This window comes from Hoylesella timonensis 4401737 = DSM 22865 = JCM 15640, assembly GCF_000455445.1.
GTDB classification, from domain to species: Bacteria; Bacteroidota; Bacteroidia; order Bacteroidales; family Bacteroidaceae; genus Prevotella; species Prevotella timonensis.
In genome coordinates this window covers 1-16,508 of record NZ_HG417104.1, presented here as the reverse complement: position 1 = coordinate 16,508, position 16,508 = coordinate 1, and the positions used below count along the sequence as shown (strand labels likewise).

General features: G+C 53.5%; 18 protein-coding genes. 15 read left to right on the top strand and 3 right to left on the bottom strand.

The window, feature by feature from the left end:
* The first annotated feature begins 106 nt into the window (after positions 1-106).
* The gene (locus BN35_RS12085; RefSeq protein ID WP_008125994.1) at positions 107-712 is read left to right on the top strand and encodes an RteC domain-containing protein; all 606 of its coding nucleotides are present in this window, start codon (positions 107-109) and stop codon (positions 710-712) included.
* Between the two features lie 182 nt (positions 713-894).
* Positions 895-1,821, top strand: coding sequence for an Abi family protein (locus BN35_RS12080; protein ID WP_004371713.1), 927 nt, complete (start codon positions 895-897; stop codon positions 1,819-1,821).
* Between the two features lie 148 nt (positions 1,822-1,969).
* Here BN35_RS12080 and mobC read toward each other — a convergent pair whose 3' ends face one another.
* Genes mobC through mobA form a run of 3 tightly spaced genes read right to left on the bottom strand, consistent with a single transcriptional unit; the run spans position 1,970 to position 5,733 of the window.
* Positions 1,970-3,973 (bottom strand): conjugal transfer protein MobC, encoded by a 2,004-nt coding sequence (mobC, locus tag BN35_RS12075; RefSeq protein ID WP_004371714.1) that lies wholly within the window; start codon positions 3,971-3,973, stop codon positions 1,970-1,972.
* 30 nt (positions 3,974-4,003) lie between these two features.
* Positions 4,004-5,251, bottom strand: a complete 1,248-nt coding sequence (mobB, locus tag BN35_RS12070) for a conjugal transfer protein MobB (RefSeq protein WP_008125997.1) — start codon at positions 5,249-5,251, stop codon at positions 4,004-4,006.
* Complete coding sequence (gene mobA, locus BN35_RS12065; RefSeq protein ID WP_004371716.1) at positions 5,230-5,733, bottom strand: conjugal transfer protein MobA; 504 nt, start codon at positions 5,731-5,733, stop codon at positions 5,230-5,232. The genes mobB and mobA overlap by 22 nt, the downstream gene beginning before the upstream one ends.
* A 421-nt stretch (positions 5,734-6,154) precedes the next feature.
* Here mobA and BN35_RS12060 point away from each other — a divergent pair, with 421 nt between their 5' ends.
* The 13 genes from BN35_RS12060 to traM all read left to right on the top strand — a co-directional run bounded on the left by BN35_RS12060 (position 6,155) and on the right by traM (position 16,490).
* On the top strand, positions 6,155-7,204 hold the full coding sequence (locus BN35_RS12060; RefSeq protein ID WP_081040383.1) for a ParA family protein: 1,050 nt from the start codon (positions 6,155-6,157) through the stop codon (positions 7,202-7,204).
* 2 nt (positions 7,205-7,206) lie between these two features.
* Positions 7,207-7,647 carry a DUF3408 domain-containing protein gene (locus tag BN35_RS12055; RefSeq protein ID WP_004371718.1) on the top strand — a complete coding sequence of 147 codons (441 nt, stop codon included), beginning with the start codon at positions 7,207-7,209 and terminating at the stop codon, positions 7,645-7,647.
* A gap of 2 nt (positions 7,648-7,649) precedes the next feature.
* Positions 7,650-8,003: a DUF3408 domain-containing protein gene (locus tag BN35_RS12050; RefSeq protein WP_004371719.1), complete on the top strand. Its 354-nt coding sequence runs from the start codon at positions 7,650-7,652 to the stop codon at positions 8,001-8,003.
* 16 nt (positions 8,004-8,019) lie between these two features.
* Positions 8,020-8,748: a hypothetical protein gene (locus tag BN35_RS12045; protein ID WP_004371720.1), complete on the top strand. Its 729-nt coding sequence runs from the start codon at positions 8,020-8,022 to the stop codon at positions 8,746-8,748.
* A gap of 200 nt (positions 8,749-8,948) precedes the next feature.
* Positions 8,949-9,266, top strand: a complete 318-nt coding sequence (locus BN35_RS13325; protein ID WP_004371721.1) for a DUF4134 domain-containing protein — start codon at positions 8,949-8,951, stop codon at positions 9,264-9,266.
* 11 nt (positions 9,267-9,277) lie between these two features.
* Positions 9,278-9,610: a DUF4133 domain-containing protein gene (locus BN35_RS12035; protein ID WP_004371722.1), complete on the top strand. Its 333-nt coding sequence runs from the start codon at positions 9,278-9,280 to the stop codon at positions 9,608-9,610.
* A complete protein-coding gene (locus tag BN35_RS12030; protein ID WP_004371723.1) occupies positions 9,607-12,111 on the top strand; it encodes a TraG family conjugative transposon ATPase in 2,505 nt (834 codons plus the stop codon). The genes BN35_RS12035 and BN35_RS12030 overlap by 4 nt, the downstream gene beginning before the upstream one ends.
* 38 nt (positions 12,112-12,149) lie before the next feature.
* Positions 12,150-12,530, top strand: a complete 381-nt coding sequence (locus tag BN35_RS12025) for a DUF3876 domain-containing protein (protein ID WP_004371724.1) — start codon at positions 12,150-12,152, stop codon at positions 12,528-12,530.
* A 23-nt stretch (positions 12,531-12,553) separates the two neighbouring features.
* Positions 12,554-13,183 carry a DUF4141 domain-containing protein gene (locus BN35_RS12020; protein WP_025072698.1) on the top strand — a complete coding sequence of 210 codons (630 nt, stop codon included), beginning with the start codon at positions 12,554-12,556 and terminating at the stop codon, positions 13,181-13,183.
* Positions 13,184-13,186: 3 nt separating this feature from the next.
* Positions 13,187-14,191, top strand: a complete 1,005-nt coding sequence (gene traJ / locus BN35_RS12015; protein WP_004371726.1) for a conjugative transposon protein TraJ — start codon at positions 13,187-13,189, stop codon at positions 14,189-14,191.
* A 33-nt stretch (positions 14,192-14,224) separates the two neighbouring features.
* On the top strand, positions 14,225-14,848 hold the full coding sequence (gene traK, locus BN35_RS12010; protein ID WP_004371727.1) for a conjugative transposon protein TraK: 624 nt from the start codon (positions 14,225-14,227) through the stop codon (positions 14,846-14,848).
* 27 nt (positions 14,849-14,875) lie between these two features.
* Positions 14,876-15,163: a TraL conjugative transposon family protein gene (locus BN35_RS13895; protein WP_174362025.1), complete on the top strand. Its 288-nt coding sequence runs from the start codon at positions 14,876-14,878 to the stop codon at positions 15,161-15,163.
* Complete coding sequence (gene traM, locus BN35_RS12000) at positions 15,144-16,490, top strand: conjugative transposon protein TraM (protein ID WP_004371729.1); 1,347 nt, start codon at positions 15,144-15,146, stop codon at positions 16,488-16,490. Before BN35_RS13895 ends, traM begins: the two co-directional genes overlap by 20 nt.
* Positions 16,491-16,508 lie beyond the last annotated feature (18 nt).

Sequence of the window (16,508 nt, the reverse complement as noted above, 5' to 3'; positions counted from 1 at the left end):
TTGAAAAAGCCGGTGCCGGATTTTTTGCTTTCTGACACATGTTTTGCCAATTATATTTATGTGCGCACGCAGAAAACAAAGTGTAATTTTCAAAATTGACAGAACCATGAATTATTTCTTGCTGGCGGAAACCGACTTCTTCCGCCTGATAAACGAAGCCGGTGACTGCAATATGGAAACGGCATATACGGCTTTCGCCACCCAAGTGATTGAACTGTGTAACGGCGGCATGGATGCGAACCTTACCATTATCGCGCTTGCTTACATCGAAATCGAGTTGCAGCACCATCCCGTGCGCAATCTATCAGAAGAAAGAAAAGAGATTGCCGCCTACATCAGCAAGGCCCTGTCTTTCATCAGGAAGATGCAAAAATTCCTTGCCACGCCCCAAGTGCCGCCACTAATATCCGCCAACAACGCAACTGAAAACACCGCCAGCCTCCTGCAATGGACGGGCAACGCCATAGACCTCGTGGAGCTTATCTACGGCATCGACGAGATGGGTTGTATCAACAACGGCAATATGCCGCTCAAACAGCTTGCCCCGCTTCTTTACAAGATATTCGGGGTTGAGTCGAAGGACTGCTACCGCTTCTACACCGATATCAAACGCCGGAAGAACGAAAGCCGCACCTACTTCCTTGACAGGATGCAGGAGAAACTGAATGAGAGGATGATGCGCGATGAGGAACTGGAAATAAAAAGACGGTAAGTATTTCTATACCTTTTCATCGTTTGAATGAAAAATCGGCTTATTTTTTGTCGTTACATAAAAAAGTCTTATCTTTGCATCTACAATTAAGAAGACATGCGGTTCTGACCGTGTTCAACGATAACAGTACCCGTTTGGCATACCGTAAGATCTGCCGGCGGGTCATTCTTTTTTATAACGGTATGGCAAATAAGGAATCACGTTCCATTGATGAACAAATAGAACTGCTCAAACAAAGAGGAATGCTTGTCGGCGATGAAGGTTTCGCTGCCCGACATTTGGCTCATATCAGCTACTATCGTTTGAAGGGATATTGGTGGGACATGCAGTCCGATAGAGCCAATCATCTGTTTCAGCCGGATTCCAAACTGGAAGATGTAATCACACGCTATTATTTCGACAAGGAACTGCGCCTTATTTTATTTGATGCCATCGAAACAATAGAAATCACGCTACGCACAAAGATGATTTATCATCTTTCACAATCCTACGGAGGGCTGTGGTATCGTGACCCGAGATTGTTTGCTGATGTCGCTTTTCACACACAGCACCTCAAAGAACTGATAGAAGAATTCTTACGGAGCAATGAGATTTTTGTGAAAGACTACAGGCGCAAGCACCTTGTGACTGATGCAAGCGGTGAAAAGACGCTTGACGAACACCCGGATGCGTGGATTATATTTGAAGTGGCCACATTCGGCACACTTTCCAAGATATACAAGAACCTTAACCACCAACTGCCCGAAAAATCAGCAATAGCCAATGATATGGGGCTGAATCTACACAATGAACTTTCGGGATGGCTTGAAGCCATTTCATATATGCGCAACATAATCGCGCACCATTCCAGAATATGGAGTCGGAACATGGTCAAACGGCCTTGTGAAATTCATAATCCGCGAATGACATGGCTTTCCCGTCCATTGACCGAGGTACAGCAGAAAAAACCGTTCTATGTGATTACGGCAATGTTATATCTCTGCAATGCCATAGACGAGGGGCATACGTTCAAAGAGAAACTGCTGGCATTGTTTGAGGAGTATGCGGATGTGCCCATCTACAAGATAGGCTTCTTCAACCGCTGGAAAGAAGAGCCGATTTGGAAATGAAAAAAGTGCCTGTTTACAGGTGCGGAAAAACAAAAAGAGAAGCAATACAATAAACCTCCTGGGCGCATCGTAAGACAGCATACTTGGGAGGCGTTCTTCATTTTAAGAGGTGACGGAGATATTTTCCGCCACCTCTGTTTTTTTATTTCTACTGCAACAGGTGCTTCAGGTTGTCATCGCCTGCGATGCGTTCCAGTTCATCCTGCACAATCTGCTTCACCTCTTCCTTGATGCGCCGGTAGTTCGCCTGCACCGTATCCTTCATGCGGTCGTTTCCGTCCTCGTCCGTGAAATCGGTAATGACAGGTATTTTCTTGTAGGCACTTTCCTCCCGCTTCACCTTCTCGGCATCCACCACAATCTCGCAGTGGAAAATCTTCTGCTCGATGCGCTCGTTGAAGTTGTCGGACACCGAACCGACAAACATACCCTGCGTAAGCCCGGAAATCTTGCTCGGCGGGATAAGCGCGTCCATCTGCGTGTTGATGGAGGTGGAAACATCCTGCCGGTTGATGGAGATAGACTGCCGTTTCTGCAACACCTTCCCGAACCGCTCCGATAGTGTCTTTGCCGTTTCTCCTACCACCTGCCCGGAGAAAATGTTACCGACCGTATTCATCACGACTTTTGCTTCCTTATCGCCGTAGTCGCGCACTAACTGGCTGAAATCCTGAAAGCCCAGACACACGGCAACCTTGTTGCTTCGGGCGGTAGCTATAAGATTGTCCAACCCTTTGAAGTATATCGTGGGCAGCTCGTCGATGATGACCGACGACTTCAGCATCCCCTTCTTGTTGATGAGTTTCACGATACGGGAGTTATACAGACCGAGAGCCGCCCCGTAAATGTTCTGACGGTCGGGATTGTTGCCCACGCATAGGATTTTCGGCTCTTCGGGATTGTTGATGTCCAGCGTAAATTCGCTGTCCGACATCACCCAGTAGAGCTGCGGGGAAATCATCCTCGAAAGCGGAATTTTTGCCGACGCTATCTGCCCCATGAGCTGCTCCGCAGCCCCTCCGAGCCAAGCATCCATGAACGGGGAAAGGTAATTCTCCAGTTCGGGATAGGAAGTCAGTATCGGAAAAATATCCTCGTAACGGCGGTTCAAAAACTCGATGGCATGGGGAAACGTGCAGTATTTCCCGTTCTGATAGATTTTGAGATACCAGATAATACTGGCAAACAGAATGATAGGTGACTCCACGAAGAAGTCGCCCTGCTTTTGCACCCACGTTTTATTGAGGTTGAGCATTATCGTGTAGGCACTCTCGTAAGCGTCCGTAATATCCTCCATGAAATCCGGGTGTATGGGATTGCAACGGTGTGAGCGTCGCGGGTCGTCGAAATTGATCACATAGAATTTCGGCTTCACCTTGTAGCCCTCCGGGTGGTTCAGCAAATGGTTGTAGGCTATGGTGGACAAGTCACTGAATTTGAAGTCGTACACATACATTGAGAAGCCCTTTTCAATCTGTTGCTTGATAAAGCTGTTCACCACTGCGTAGGATTTGCCGCTGCCCGGCGTACCCAACACGATGGACGCACGGAAGGGATTCACCACATTGATCCAGCCGTTGTTCCAACGCTTTTTGTAATAGAAGCGTGTGGGCAGATTGACCGAATACTCGCTTTCGATGAGCCTTGTTTCCTGCATGAAACTCTCGTTCTCATTGTTGAAAACATCCTCCATCAGATTGTGTTTCAACAGACGGCTCATCCACAGACCGCCCATCAAAAGGCAGACATAGCCTGTACCGATGGTAATGATATACAGCCCCGTCACCGCTTCGACCGGCAACGGCAGAGCCAGTATCCACCAGTTCAGGAAAAACAGCACGGACCCGATGGCGAGTGCCGTCCATATTTTTCTCCAAGTGATTTTCTCTCCCTTGACACCCTTCGTACCCAGACAGGACAGGGCAAGCAGCAGGACGGCAAACAGCTTCGTGTACAGTATGGAATGGAACAGCCCCGCCGTGCGGTCGAAGTTCATCAGGATTTTGTCCACCACACCGATGTTCACGCCCCACAGCCGGATGGCTTCGTAGCAGAACCAGTACACGTTCATGACCACTAAAATGATACTCACGGCACGCAGAAAATCCATGATTTTCGCCAATGCCCTCAAATCGTCTTCTTGTTGTGACATACATTGATTTTTTAATTGTTGATACTCCGATTACATACCCAAGCCCTTGCGCTTTTTCTTCTTTTTGCGCTTCATCGCCCGGATGAAAGCCTCTTCCTCGGCATCTACCGCCGGACCTTCGGGAGTGAGCAAGCCCATTCCGCCCGATACGTCTTCACGGTCGTATGCGGTCTGCCCGTGCGCCTTGTCCGCAGCATCCACAGGGATGGATAGCGGTATCGGCGGCTGTCCTGCGTATGGCAGGGTAAAATGTTCCTGCAAGGCATTCGCCGAAAGCTCCTTGCCCATGCGTGAGCCGTTCAGCACGCACCCCGTGCGGTGGTCGATGAAAGTAGCCCCGTAGATGCGCCCTTCCTCCGTATGGCGCAACACGGTGTCGATGCCTTTCTCTTTGAGCAGGGACACAAACCTGTCCTTGTCATAAGTGCCTTGCAGCACGGAAAGGACGGTGCGTTTCGTCATGTCGGCGAGTTTCCTGTCCTTAATCTCAAGCTTGGAACGGGCAAACTTATTCTGCACGGCTTCATAGCCTGCGGACTTCCCGAAAAGCGAGGACTTGAACGGGTTGCCGACCTTGTTGCCCTTGTCGTCCGTGACGGAATAGACCAGCCCGTGATATTCCCGTCCGCGCACGTTACCCCTCGCTTCCTCCACCGTCATATTATATAAGGAAAGGAGCGCACGGTATTCGCCCATCGTCTGGAAACGGTACTGCCCGTTCAGAGCCTTCAGGGTATTGCCTACCTGCTTCTTCACATCGCCTGCCGATACGTCCACTTTACATAGCGGCGTGTCAAGACGGCGGTTCCTGCGCTCCGCATCGTGCAGCCCGTATTTCCTTTCAAGCTCACGAGTAATCTGCTTGCTGCGGTAGTAGTTGTTCTTGTCGCTGATACATTTCCCGTTCTCATCCACCCGCACCGTCACAATGTGCAGATGGTGACGGTCGATGTCCTCGTGCTTGAATACAAGATAAGGCTGGTTGCCAAAACCGAGCTTTTCCAGATACTCGCGGGCGATGTCCTGCAATTCCGCATCGGTCAGCACATCCTCCGGGTGCGGGTTGAGCGAGATATGCACCACCGGTTTCTCCACTTTCATCTGCGGTGGCAGGAAGGTGTGGAAGCCCTCCATCGCCTTGCCGATGTCCACCTTCCCCGAACCGTCATTATAGATGCGGTTGGTGGTGAGAAGCCGCCCCTGTGCCTCGTTAATCTTCTCCCCGTTGTAGGCAATCGCGCCGTACAACGAGCTGCCTACACTGATTTTTGCGACCATTTCGCCTCCATTTGAGTTTCACTCTTCTTCAAACGCGACTCGGCAGAGTCCAAACAAGTTTGGCTCTGCTCTCGCTGCTCTTTCAGCTCCCTTGACAGTTCCACAATCTGACGGCTCAGTTTCACGAGTTCGACGGTGTGTTGCTCCAATTTATAGAGCAACGCCATCGCCTTTTTCTCTGAAAAATGCAGCCTCAGTTCCTTCACGACTTGGTTGTAATTCGTACCTACGGCGCGGAACTGCGCATGAAAATCCGACAGCTTGGTGTAATAGTCCACCAACGTCTTGTCCACCTTCAGCACCTTGAACGGCTGTCCGAAGAAGTGCGCTTTGAGGAAAACCGACCGCGCATAGACACCCGATTTTCCGAACATGGCGAGGAAACGGTTGTGTTCCTCCTCGTTGAAACGGACGGTGTACCGGTACACCGCCGGATCAAGTTTGGGATTTCTCCCTGCTTTGCTTTTCCTTTTCTCTTTCATATTACTTTGGATTTAGCGGATTGACGGCATAAGCCGCCGCTTCGGGTCACGGCACCGCAGTTCTGAAAGGCTTCCCGACTTCGGAGGGAAAGCCCGCCCCCTGCAAGGGCAAGGCGTTTTCCGGGATGCTCAAAATATTTTGAGCGGCTGAAAACATACCTTGCTATGTTCAGGTGAACATAAAAATCCGTCAGGGGACGGATTGGGAAAATACCTTTCAGGACTCCGGGCCGCGCGCCATCGGCGAACCCTGCCGTCCGGGTGCAAAGTTACGCTCTTAAAGCGGTAACGAACAGATACTTGACCCGGCCAATGGCTGCCAACCGGCGCAACATGCCGCCACTTGCTTGGGAAGTGATACAAGTTCAAAAATATACTTGTTTATTTGCAGCATGATTCAAGAAACTAACGGTTTGAAGATATGAGGAAAGGAATATTCAAATACCCGGACAACCGCTTCGGCGGACACTTGCCGAAACGGATACCCGAACCGTCGGAAACCCGGTTGTCCGACAATTCGGTGACGCATGGATTCAATGACTTCATGACGCAGTGTCGTCATTCATCACTTGTCCGCCGCACCGCTTCACCGCAGAACCGGATACGCGGTGACCCGCCCGTGTGCCTGTTCACGGAAACGGATAATGCGGTAATTCAATTCGCATGTAAACAGAAAACAAAATCATCAACAATTAAACTGAATAGAACCATGAGTAAGGAAATCTTCGTTGCATTCGCAACACAGAAAGGTGGCATCGGCAAATCCACCGTCACGGCACTCGCCGCCAGCTACCTGCACAACGTGAAAGGCTACAATGTCGCCGTCGTGGACTGCGACGACCCGCAGCACAGCATCCACGGCCTGCGCGAACATGAGACGGCACTCATCGGCAGGAGCATCTACTTCAAGGCTCTCGCGTGCGACCATTTCCGCAAGATAAAGAAGAACGCCTATCCGGTCATCAAGAGCAACGCGGTGAACGCCCTCGACGATGCGGAAAGGATGATCGCCGCCGAGGTCGTGAAGCCCGACGTGGTTTTCTTCGACATGCCGGGGACACTCCGGAGCAACGGCGTGATAAAGACGCTCTCGCAGATGGACTACATCTTCACGCCCCTGAGTGCCGACCGCTTTGTCGTGGAAAGTACCCTGAAATTCGTCACGATGTTCCGCGACAGGCTGATGACAACCGGGCAAGCGAAAACAAAGGGGCTGCATCTGTTCTGGACGATGGTGGACGGCAGGGAGAGGAACGACCTGTACGGCATCTACGAGGAAGTGATAGCCGAAATGGGCTTCCCGGTGCTTTCCACCCGCCTGCCCGACAGCAAGAAGTTCCGCCGCGACCTTTCGGAAGAGCGCAAGAGCGTTTTCCGCTCCACCATCTTCCCGATGGACACGGCACTGCTGAAAGGGAGCGGCATCCGTGAGTTTTCCGAAGAGATAAGCGACATCATCAGACCGCAGTGAGCATGGGCAGCAGGAAAGTAAACACGGAAGGCATCGACGAGGAACTGCTGTTGGCATCTATCGGGCGGCGCACACAGGACGGGACACTACGCCCGGCGCAGGAAGACCCCGCAGCCGTACCGACCGGAGAGGACACCGCCGCACCGGAGCCGCCACCGGCTCAACCCGTGACACGGGAGAGAGCGCAGAGGGAAGGCGGCCGCCGGAAAAGGCAGGACGAGGACTATAACGAGCTGTTCCTGCGCCGCAACGAGATAAAGACCCGCCAGTGTGTCTATATCAGCCGCGACGTACACGGCAAGATCCTCAAAATCGTGAACGACATCGCCGGAGGGGAAATCTCTGTGGGCGGCTATGTGGATACCGTGCTGCGCCAGCATCTGGAACAGCACAAGGAGAGAATCAACGAACTGTACAAGAAACAACGTGAAGATCTGATTTGAAAATGGAAAAAGAAATGACACCGAATGAAAAAAGACCGCAGCAGGACTGCGGAGGCATGCTTGCCCAAGTGCAGGCGAGCGTGGAAATACTGTCGCCCGTCCCGGTGAGCGGCAAATGCTGCGAGAAGGACTATGAACGTCTATTCATCCGCGACCCGGAAGTAAAGGCGCGGGAGGGCAAGATGGCGTATGTGCGTCCGGAGTACCACGAGCGTATCATGCGCATCACCCGTGTAATCGGGCATGATAGGCTTACACTGTCCGCCTACATCGACCATGTGCTGACGCACCACTTCAACCAGTGCGAGGACGCTATAAAGAGCCTTTACGCCCGGAATTACAATTCAGTATTCTAACTAAAACCGGAAGTATATGAATGAAACAATCAGCATGACAGACATTCTGCTGGCGGTATCGGTCGGCTGCAACCTATGGTTCCTGTTCCTGCTCCTTTACGAGCGCATCATGGACATGCGGCTTGTCCGCTTCTTCAAGGGCATCGCCGGATTATGGCGGTCGTTGGACAGGAATGGGCCAAAGAGCGTAGCGGCACATGAGGAAGTTTCCACGGCAAAGGGGGACATCATCGGCAAGAGCCGTTTCAAAATGGCATCCACCCGGACAATCGCTGCCATACCGGCGCAAGAAGCCGCCACTTTGGAAAAAGGCATTGAGCTGTCGGAGGAAGAGGCTACTTTTGACGACGGAAACACGGAAACCGCGTCCCGCCCGGCGCAAGTCCCGGAGGAAAAGCTCGATGAGACCTTCACGAGCATGCCGCCGGAGGAACTGGGATACGGGGAGGACGAACCGGATGAAGACGCTTCGGACACGCCACGGGCTTCGGGCAGCAGCTTTGACGAGATTGACGACGCCTGCAAGACCGCCATGAACCCGGACGCGACACAGGCGGAACGTGAAAAGGCGGCGAAGGTGTTCACCGACATGGAAGGCACGGAGCTGTACGAGAAAATGATGGAAGGCTCTTCGGAGATAGGCATCCGCATCAAGGGGCTTATCGAGATCCGGCTGAAGAAACCCGAAAAGGAGTTCATCGTGCCGGACAACATCGAGGATTTCGACATCCGAAACTATGTATGACAACTGAAAAAGGAATGGACATGAAATAGTGACATCAACCCACGCGGCAAGGAAACGCAAGGCGTATCCCGTCCGCAACGGACACGCCCACGTCTGTGGAAACAAACGGGCATCCACTAAAACCAAAGTAAAGTAACAGAGTAACAACCGCCCGACAAAGGACTATCCACCCTTTCGACGGCAAAAAACAAGGACAATTCATGAACAAGAACATCTTGAAAAACAGAAAAGCAATCCTATCCGCGGCACTTTTCATCGCCGCAACCGCCTCCGCTTTCGCGCAAGGAAACGGCATCGCGGGCATCAACGAAGCCACCTCTATGGTGAGTTCGTATTTCGACCCCGGAACTAAACTGATATACGCCATCGGCGCGGTCGTCGGGCTTATCGGGGGCGTGAAAGTGTACGGAAAATTCTCATCGGGTGACCCCGACACCTCAAAAACAGCAGCAAGCTGGTTCGGCGCGTGTATCTTCCTGATTGTAGCCGCCACCATCCTGCGCTCATTCTTCCTTTAATGTAATAATGTATGGCTGAATACCCGGTAAACAAGGGTATCGGCCGTCCGGTAGAGTTCAAGGGCTTGAAGGCACAGTACCTCTTCATTTTCTGCGGAGGTCTGCTGGCTCTCTTCGTCCTGTTCGTCATCCTCTACATGGTCGGTATCGACCAGTGGATATGTATCGGCTTCGGCGCGGCATCGTCCTCCCTCCTTGTGTGGCAGACCTTCGCGCTGAACGCCCGGTACGGCGAACACGGGCTGATGAAATTGGGAGCGTCACGGAGCCATCCCCGATACCTTATCAACCGGCGGCGGATAACCCGTCTGTTCAAACGACAACGAAAGGAAGAAACGACATGAGGAATACATCAAAAATGACAACACTGGAAAACAAGTTTCCCCTGCTTGCGGTGGAGCATGGCTGCATCATCTCAAAGGACGCCGACATCACGGTGGCTTTCGAGGTGGAGCTGCCGGAGCTTTACACCGTGACGGGCGCGGAGTACGAGGCGATACACGGCTGCTGGTGCAAGGCAATCAAGGTGCTGCCGGACTACTCCGTCGTTCACAAGCAGGACTGGTTTATCAAGGAACGCTACAAGCCGGAGCTTCAGAAGGACGACATGAGTTTCCTCTCACGGAGCTTCGAGCGTCACTTCAACGAGCGTCCGTACCTGAAACACACCTGCTACCTCTACCTGACCAAGACGACGAAGGAGCGTAGCCGGATGCAGAGCAACTTCAGCACGCTGTGCCGAGGGCACATCATCCCGAAAGAGCTGGACAGGGAAACCACGACCAAGTTCATGGAAGCCTGCGAACAGTTCGAGCGTATCATGAACGACAGCGGGCTTGTCAGGTTGCGCCGCCTCTCCACCGACGAGATTGTGGGGACGGAGGGTAAGGCGGGGCTGGTAGAACGCTACTTCTCGCTCATGCCGGAAGGTGACATCACCTTGCAGGACATCGAACTTTCGGCAAGGGAGATGCGCATCGGCGACAACCGCCTGTGTCTGCACACCCTCTCCGACGCGGAAGACCTGCCGGGCAAGGTGGCTACCGACACCCGTTACGAGAAGCTCTCCACCGACCGGAGCGACTGCCGCCTCTCCTTCGCCTCCCCGGTGGGGCTGCTGCTCTCCTGCAACCATATCTACAACCAGTATGTGCTGATAAATAACAGCGAGGAAGCCTTGCAGAAGTTCGAGAAGTCCGCCCGTAACATGCAGTCGCTCTCACGCTATTCAAGGAGCAACAGCATCAACCGCGAGTGGATAGACCAATACCTGAACGAAGCCCGGTCCTACGGGCTGACCTCGGTACGGGCGCACTTCAACGTCATGGCGTGGAGCGACGACGCGGAGGAACTGAAGCACATAAGGAACGACGTGGGCAGCCAGCTGGCAAGCATGGAGTGCGTGCCGCGCCACAACACCATCGACTGCCCTACACTCTACTGGGCGGCGATACCCGGCAATGCGGCGGACTTCCCGGCGGAAGAGAGTTTCCACACTTTCATCGAACAGGCGGTGTGCCTGTTCACGGAGGAAACCAACTACCGCAGCTCGCTCTCGCCCTTCGGCATCAAGATGGTGGACAGGCTCACAGGGAAACCGCTGCACCTCGACATCAGCGACCTTCCGATGAAGCGGGGTATCACGACCAACCGCAACAAGTTCGTGCTGGGTCCTTCGGGCAGCGGCAAGTCGTTCTTCATGAACCACCTCGTGCGCCAATATTATGAGCAAGGCGCACATGTGGTATTGGTGGACACGGGAAACTCCTATCAGGGCTTGTGCGGCATGATCCGGCGCAAGACAGGCGGAGTGGACGGCGTGTATTTCACCTACACGGAAGAGAAGCCCATATCATTCAACCCGTTCTACACCGATGATTACATCTTCGATGTGGAGAAGAAGGACAGCATCAAGACCCTGCTTCTTACGCTCTGGAAATCGGAGGACGACAAGGTGACGAAGACGGAGAGCGGCGAACTGGGCAGTGCCGTGAGTGCCTACATCGAGCGTATCCAATCCGACCGTAGCATCGTGCCGTCGTTCAACACTTTCTACGAGTATATGCGCGACGACTACCGCACGGAACTGGCGCAGCGCGACATCAAGGTGGAGAAGTCCGACTTCAACATCGACAACATGCTCACCACCATGCGGCAGTATTACCGGGGCGGACGTTACGACTTCCTGCTCAACTCCACGGAGAACATCGATCTGCTCGGCAAGCGGTTCATCGTCTTCGAGATTGACAGTATAAAAGAGAACCGCGAACTGTTCCCAGTCGTGACTATCATCATCATGGAAGCCTTCATCAACAAGATGCGGCGGCTGAAAGGGGTGCGGAAACAGCTTATCGTGGAGGAGGCTTGGAAGGCCCTCTCTTCGGCAAACATGGCTGAATACCTACGTTATATGTACAAGACGGTCAGAAAATATTACGGCGAGGCAATCGTGGTGACGCAGGAGGTGGACGACATCATCAGTTCTCCGGTGGTCAAGGAGAGCATCATCAACAACTCCGACTGCAAGATACTTCTCGACCAGCGCAAGTATATGAACAAGTTCGACCAGATACAGGCGTTGCTCGGACTGACGGAAAAGGAGAAGTCGCAGATACTCTCCATCAACATGGCGAACAACCCTTCACGGCTCTACAAGGAGGTGTGGATAGGCTTGGGTGGCACACAATCGGCGGTCTATGCCACCGAGGTCAGTGCAGAAGAGTATCTGGCGTACACTACCGAAGAAACGGAAAAAGTGGAGGTTTACCGTCTGGCGGAGAAGCTGGGCGGTGACATCGAAGCCGCCATCCGGCAGCTTGCCGAAAGGCGGAGGAACAAGGAATAACTAAAACAGAATGTATCAACAAAAAAAGGAAAACGCATATGAATTTACCAAAAGTGAAAATGCTGCAAGTCAGCAAGTGTCTGATCGGATTGGCGGTCATGATGCTGCAATCCTGCGACGTGGCCGACAACCGCCGTGATATGCTGTGCGGGAACTGGGAGAGCGTGGAGGGGAAGCCCGACGTGCTTATCTACAAGGAGGGCGAAGCCTACAAGGTGACGGTGTTCCGCCGGAGCGGTCTGCGCCGCAAGCTGAAACCGGAAACCTATCTCTTGCAGGAGAAAACCGGCAACCTGTTCATGAACACCGGCTTCCGCATCGACGTGTCCTATAACGAGGCCACGGACGTGCTGACCTTCTCGCCGGGCGGCGACTATGTGCGGGTGAAACCGCAGCCGGGACACCCGACAGAAGAATAACAACCACTAAAATCCAAAGTAACATGAGAACAAGAATAACAATGATTATCTGCCTGTGCCTGCTTTTCGCAGGCAGGGCAAGCGCACAGTGGGTCGTAAGCGATCCGGGCAATCTGGCGCAGGGTATCATCAATGCCTCCAAAAACATCATCCATACCTCCAAGACTGCCACGAACATGGTGAGCAACTTTCAGGAAACGGTGAAAATCTATCAGCAGGGCAAAAAGTATTACGATGCTCTCAAATCGGTGAACAATCTCGTCAAGGACGCCCGCAAGGTGCAGCAGACCATCCTGATGGTAGGCGACATCACCGACATTTATGTAAACAGTTTCCAAAGGATGCTCCGTGATGGAAATTTCAGACCAGAAGAGCTGTCGGCAATCGCTTTCGGTTACACGAAACTGCTGGAAGAGAGCAACGAAGTATTGACGGAACTGAAGAATGTGGTGAACATCACCACGCTCTCCATGACCGACAAGGAGCGCATGGACGTGGTGGAACGCTGCCACTCGAAGATGAAGCGTTACCGCAACCTCGTAAGTTACTACACGAACAAGAACATCTCCGTGAGCTACCTGCGTGCGAAAAAGAAGAACGACCTCGACCGCATCATGGGGCTGTACGGAAACATGAACGAAAGATACTGGTAGCCTATGAATTTCGACAACCTTCACCAGATTCTACGTTCGCTTTACGAGCAGATGATGCCGTTGTGCGGAGACATGGCGGGTGTGGCGAAAGGCATCGCCGGACTGGGTGCGCTGTTCTACGTCGCCTACCGGGTATGGCAGTCGCTGGCGAGAGCCGAACCGATAGACGTATTCCCGATGCTCCGTCCTTTTGCCATCGGTCTGTGCATCATGTTCTTCCCGACTGTGGTGCTGGGCACGATAAACAGCATCCTCTCACCCGTCGTACAGGGCACGGCAAAGATGCTGGAGGCGGAAACGCTGGACATGAACACCTACCGCCAGCAGAAGGACAAATTGGAATACGAGGCGATGATGCGCAACCCCGAAACCGCCTACCTCGTGTCCAACGAGGAGTTTGACAAGCAGCTGGAGGAACTCGGCTGGTCGCCCTCCGACATGGTGACGATGGCGGGGATGTATATCGACCGGGGAATGTACAACATGAAGAAAAACATCCGCGACTTCTTCCGCGAGATACTGGAATTGCTGTTCCAAGCCGCCGCCCTCGTGATAGACACCGTCCGAACCTTCTTCCTCGTGGTGCTGGCGATACTCGGTCCGATAGCCTTCGCCATATCGGTGTGGGACGGTTTCCAAAGCACGCTCACGCAGTGGATATGCCGCTACATACAGGTATATCTGTGGCTGCCGGTGTCGGACATGTTCAGCACCATACTGGCGAAGATACAGGTGCTGATGCTGCAAAGCGACATCGAGCGGATGCAGGCAGACCCGAACTTCTCGCTGGATTCGAGCGACGGGGTGTACATCGTGTTCCTCTGCATCGGCATCATCGGCTACTTCACCATTCCCACCGTTGCCGGCTGGATTATCCAAGCCGGAGGCATGGGCGGTTACGGTCGCAACGTGAACCAGATGGCGGGACGTGCCGGAGGAATGGCGGGCAGTGTTGCCGGAGCTGCGACAGGCAATATGATGGGACGTGCCGGCAAATTGCTGAAATAACAATCATGTAGAATCATTGAAACAGAATTAAGAATGGAATTTAAGTCACTCAGAAACATCGAATCATCGTTCAGGCAGCTACGCCTGTTCGGTATCGTCTTCCTCTCGCTGTGCGCTGTGGTGACGGTGTGGAGCGTGTGGAACTCCTACCGTTTCGCAGAGAAGCAACGGGAGAAAATCTATGTGCTGGACAACGGCAAGTCGCTGATGCTGGCTCTCTCTCAGGATTTATCGCAGAACCGCCCGGCGGAAGCACGGGAGCATGTGCGCCGCTTCCACGAGCTTTTCTTCACGCTGTCACCTGAAAAAAGCGCGATTGAACACAACGTAAAACGTGCCCTGCTGCTGGCGGACAAGAGCGTGTACCACTATTATTCGGACTTCGCGGAGAAGGGGTACTACAACCGCATCATCGCCGGGAACATCAACCAAGTGCTGAAAGTGGACAGCGTGGTGTGCGACTTCAACGCCTATCCCTACCGTGCCGTGACCTACGCCACGCAGAAAATCATCCGGCAAAGCAACGTCACCGAGCGCAGCCTCGTGACCACCTGCCGCCTGCTGAACGCATCGCGGTCGGACGACAACCCAAACGGTTTCACCATCGAGGGGTTCACCATCATCGAGAACAAGGATTTACAGACAATCAAACGGTAACAGGACATGAAAAGTATCAGAAAATCAATGTGGGGCATGTATTGGAAACTCCACGACAAACGGAAACGGCTGGTGGCAAGGCTCAAAGGGTATCTGGACGGTTTGCCGCCGGAAACACGCCGCCGCATCGTGCTGGGGATGCTCGCCGCCTTCGCGATGCTTGCCCTCTACACCTTCGGCAGAGCCGTCTATGACATCGGCAGAAACGACGGCTCACGTATGGATACGGGACATGCCGGACGGGTGGAACTACCGACCCCGGTGGAAACTGACAATCACTTAACACCTTATTTATATGGAACAGACGAAGAATGAATCAACGAAAGAGAACAAAGCCGCTCCCGACGCGGGAAAGCCGAAAAAGGAGCGCGAACCGCTGACAGAGGCGCAGCGGCTGAAACGGCAGAAGATGATAGTCCTGCCTGCTATGGTGCTGGTCTTCATCGGGGCGATGTGGTTGATATTCGCCCCTTCCTCCGGCAAGGAACAACCGCCGGGAACGGACGGCTACAACACCGAGATGCCAGACGCGGACAAGGCGAACCGGCAGATTATCGGCGACAAGCTGAAAGCCTACGAGCATGGGGAGATGGAAGAGCGGCTGGAGAGCCGCAACCGTGCCATCGGGCAGCTGGGCGACATGTTCGACCGCGAGATAGCGGGAACGGAGGACGGTACGGACTTCGACCTCGCCAATCCGGGCGGCAAGGAAGAAAGGGCAAAGCCTGCCACGCCGCAAACCATCCAATCCTCCGCAGCCGCCTACCGTGACCTGAACGCCACCCTCGGCAACTTTTACGAACAGCCGAAGAATGACAATGCGGAGATGGATGTGCTATTGGAGCGCATCGCCTCGTTGGAATCGGAACTGGAAAGTGAAAAAGGCAGGACTTCATCTATAGACGAACAGGTGGCACTTATGGAGAAGTCCTATGAGCTGGCGGCAAAGTACATGGGCGGTCAGAACGGTGGGAAGCCGGAACAGGCGGCAGAGCCTGCCACCGTGCAGAAGGGAAAGAAGAACACGGCGACACCCGTAAGGCAAGTGACCCGCCAAGTCGTTTCCTCCCTTGCACAGCCCATGAGCAACGCGGAGTTTGTCGCCACTTTCTCACAGGAACGCAACCGGGGTTTCAACACGGCTGTCGGCACGGCGGAGGTATCGGACAGGAACACCATCCCGGCGTGTGTGCATGAGGCGCAGAGCGTGACGGACGGGCAGACGGTAAGGCTTCGCCTGCTGGAGCCTATGGCGGTGGCGGGCAGGACAATCCCACGGGGTGCGGTGGTGGTCGGCACGGGCAAGATACAGGGTGAACGACTCGACATCGGGATCACCTCGCTGGAATACGACGGCACGATTATCCCCGTGGAGCTTGCGGTCTATGACACGGACGGACAGCCCGGCATCTTCATCCCGAACTCGATGGAGATGAACGCCGTCCGAGAGGTCGCCGCCAACATGGGAGGTTCGTTGGGTAGCAGCATCAATATCTCCACCAATGCCGGGGCGCAGCTCGCCTCCGACTTGGGCAAGGGGCTGATACAAGGAACGAGCCAGTACATCGCGGGGAAGATGCGCACCGTCAAGGTGCATCTGAAAGCCGGGTACAGGGTCATGCTTTACCAAGAAAAAGATTGAAATCAATAAAAAAATTAG

Excerpts from the sequence above, each read along its gene's own strand:
- BN35_RS13895 (WP_174362025.1), top strand. The coding sequence starts at position 14,876 with ATGTGGGGCATGTATTGGAAACTCCACGACAAACGGAAACGGCTGGTG.
- BN35_RS12080 (WP_004371713.1), top strand. The coding sequence starts at position 895 with ATGGCAAATAAGGAATCACGTTCCATTGATGAACAAATAGAACTGCTC.
- BN35_RS12055 (WP_004371718.1), top strand. The coding sequence starts at position 7,207 with ATGGGCAGCAGGAAAGTAAACACGGAAGGCATCGACGAGGAACTGCTG.
- BN35_RS12050 (WP_004371719.1), top strand. The coding sequence starts at position 7,650 with ATGGAAAAAGAAATGACACCGAATGAAAAAAGACCGCAGCAGGACTGC.
- mobB (WP_008125997.1), bottom strand. The coding sequence starts at position 5,251 with ATGGTCGCAAAAATCAGTGTAGGCAGCTCGTTGTACGGCGCGATTGCC.
- BN35_RS12030 (WP_004371723.1), top strand. The coding sequence starts at position 9,607 with ATGAGGAATACATCAAAAATGACAACACTGGAAAACAAGTTTCCCCTG.
- BN35_RS12045 (WP_004371720.1), top strand. The coding sequence starts at position 8,020 with ATGAATGAAACAATCAGCATGACAGACATTCTGCTGGCGGTATCGGTC.
- mobA (WP_004371716.1), bottom strand. The coding sequence starts at position 5,733 with ATGAAAGAGAAAAGGAAAAGCAAAGCAGGGAGAAATCCCAAACTTGAT.
- mobC (WP_004371714.1), bottom strand. The coding sequence starts at position 3,973 with ATGTCACAACAAGAAGACGATTTGAGGGCATTGGCGAAAATCATGGAT.
- BN35_RS12085 (WP_008125994.1), top strand. The coding sequence starts at position 107 with ATGAATTATTTCTTGCTGGCGGAAACCGACTTCTTCCGCCTGATAAAC.
- traM (WP_004371729.1), top strand. The coding sequence starts at position 15,144 with ATGGAACAGACGAAGAATGAATCAACGAAAGAGAACAAAGCCGCTCCC.
- traJ (WP_004371726.1), top strand. The coding sequence starts at position 13,187 with ATGAATTTCGACAACCTTCACCAGATTCTACGTTCGCTTTACGAGCAG.
- BN35_RS12060 (WP_081040383.1), top strand. The coding sequence starts at position 6,155 with ATGAGGAAAGGAATATTCAAATACCCGGACAACCGCTTCGGCGGACAC.
- BN35_RS12020 (WP_025072698.1), top strand. The coding sequence starts at position 12,554 with ATGAGAACAAGAATAACAATGATTATCTGCCTGTGCCTGCTTTTCGCA.
- BN35_RS12025 (WP_004371724.1), top strand. The coding sequence starts at position 12,150 with ATGAATTTACCAAAAGTGAAAATGCTGCAAGTCAGCAAGTGTCTGATC.
- BN35_RS13325 (WP_004371721.1), top strand. The coding sequence starts at position 8,949 with ATGAACAAGAACATCTTGAAAAACAGAAAAGCAATCCTATCCGCGGCA.
- traK (WP_004371727.1), top strand. The coding sequence starts at position 14,225 with ATGGAATTTAAGTCACTCAGAAACATCGAATCATCGTTCAGGCAGCTA.
- BN35_RS12035 (WP_004371722.1), top strand. The coding sequence starts at position 9,278 with ATGGCTGAATACCCGGTAAACAAGGGTATCGGCCGTCCGGTAGAGTTC.